This is a genomic window from Micromonospora sp. D75, assembly GCF_018070405.1.
Lineage (GTDB): Bacteria > Actinomycetota > Actinomycetes > Mycobacteriales > Micromonosporaceae > Micromonospora > Micromonospora chalcea.
This window is the reverse complement of the sequence record NZ_JAGPXV010000966.1, coordinates 1-1415: the sequence shown is the minus strand read 5'-3', so window position 1 is coordinate 1415 and position 1415 is coordinate 1. Positions and strand designations below refer to the sequence as shown.

Annotated in this window: 3 protein-coding genes; 1 reads left to right on the top strand and 2 read right to left on the bottom strand. The window is 70.5% G+C overall.

Going from position 1 to position 1415, the window contains the following annotated elements; genetic code table 11:
• Positions 1–167: glutamine synthetase beta-grasp domain-containing protein (locus KBX39_RS31165; RefSeq protein ID WP_210873989.1), on the bottom strand; the 167-nt coding region annotated here is incomplete at its 3' end.
• A 207-nt stretch (positions 168–374) separates the two neighbouring features.
• Between KBX39_RS31165 and KBX39_RS31160 the strand changes: the two genes are divergently transcribed.
• Positions 375–752, top strand: coding sequence for an RDD family protein (locus KBX39_RS31160; RefSeq protein WP_219996752.1), 378 nt, complete (start codon positions 375–377; stop codon positions 750–752).
• Positions 753–812: 60 nt separating this feature from the next.
• Here the strand turns inward: KBX39_RS31160 and KBX39_RS31155 are convergent, their stop codons facing one another.
• Positions 813–1403: a DUF4191 domain-containing protein gene (locus KBX39_RS31155; protein ID WP_247660790.1), complete on the bottom strand. Its 591-nt coding sequence runs from the start codon at positions 1401–1403 to the stop codon at positions 813–815.
• Positions 1404–1415: the final 12 nt, after the last annotated feature.

Below are 1415 nucleotides of genomic sequence, written 5' to 3'. Positions count from 1 at the left end.
GAGGAGCCGTCGAAGGCGAGGCCGTCGGTGAACACGCTGTCGTCGAACGACTCGACCGGCAGGTTGAAGTGCTGCATCACGCCGGGCAGGTCACAGAAACGTACGTCGACGAACTTCACGTCCTCGTTGGCGAGGTATCGCAGGAGTTCCTCGGAATTGGCGAACACACGTCCTCCTGGCAGGTCCACTCCGGTAGCTAACTACTGGCGACGCTATGGCCGGGGGGTTGCCCGGCCGTGTCTCGTCTGTTTCCGCCGTGTTACGTCGCTTGCGGAGCGTCACTCCGGCACGCTCTGGTGGCGAATGTCGGATTTTTCGTCAGGGGTTGCGGCGGCGCTACCCTGGCCGCTGTGACCGATACCGCCGCCACACCGGTGCCGCCCGCCGCCGACCCCGCCTTCACTCCGCCCAGCCTCGGCCGCCGCTTCGGTGCCCTGATCATCGACTGGGTGCTGTGCCTGATGGTCGCCCGGGCCTTCTCCGACCCGGTCCGCGACGGCTGGCCGCCGGTCCTGGTGCTGATCCTGGAGTACGGCTTCTTCATCGGCCTGTTCGCCCAGACCCCCGGCATGTACCTGACCCGGCTGCGCTGCGTCGCCTGGGCCGACGGCGGCCGGATCGGGCTGCTCCGCGGGCTGCTGCGCGGACTCCTGCTGGCCCTCGTCGTGCCGGCCCTGCTCATGGACGAGCACAAGCGCGGCCTGCACGACCGGCTAGCCGGCGCCGTCGTCACCGACGCGCCGCGCCGCTGACCCGCACAAGAAAGGAGCCGGCCCCGCACGGGACCGGCTCCTTCTCGCGTACGCCGAAGGTCAGCGACCCCGGGTCTGCCGGAACGCGCCACGCGGCGGCCGCATGTTCTTCGGGACCGCGCCCTTGGGCATCTGCGGCCGCGCGGTCAGCGCCTTGAGCCGCTTGTCGAGCGCGTTGACGTCCTTCGGGGACAGGGCGCGGGGCAGCCGCATCAGCGTCATCCGCAGCTTGCGGACCGGCAGCTCACCCTCGCCCTGCCCGATCACGTAGTCGTGCAGCGGCGCCGTGCCGATCACCTTCGCCAGCCGGCGCTTCTCCTGGCCGAGCAGGCCACGCACACGCTGCGGGTTCCCCTCGGCCAGCAGGATCACGCCCTGGCGGCCCACCACCAGGTGCACCATGTCCATCTGCGTGGTGGAGCTGACCGCCGGGGTGACCCGCCAGTCGCCGCGCATGCTCTCCATGATCTGCGCCGCCGCGCCCGGCTGCCCCTCCGCGGCGTTCATCATCGCCTTGTTGGAGCGCAGGTTGAGCACGATCAGCACGGCCAGCAGGGCGAGCAGGATGCCGATCGGCAACCAGATCCAGCCCCAGGCGATCACCGCGACCACGGTGAGCGCGAGCGGGATCAGCACCGCCGCCGCCGTCAGCGGCGGCGGTGC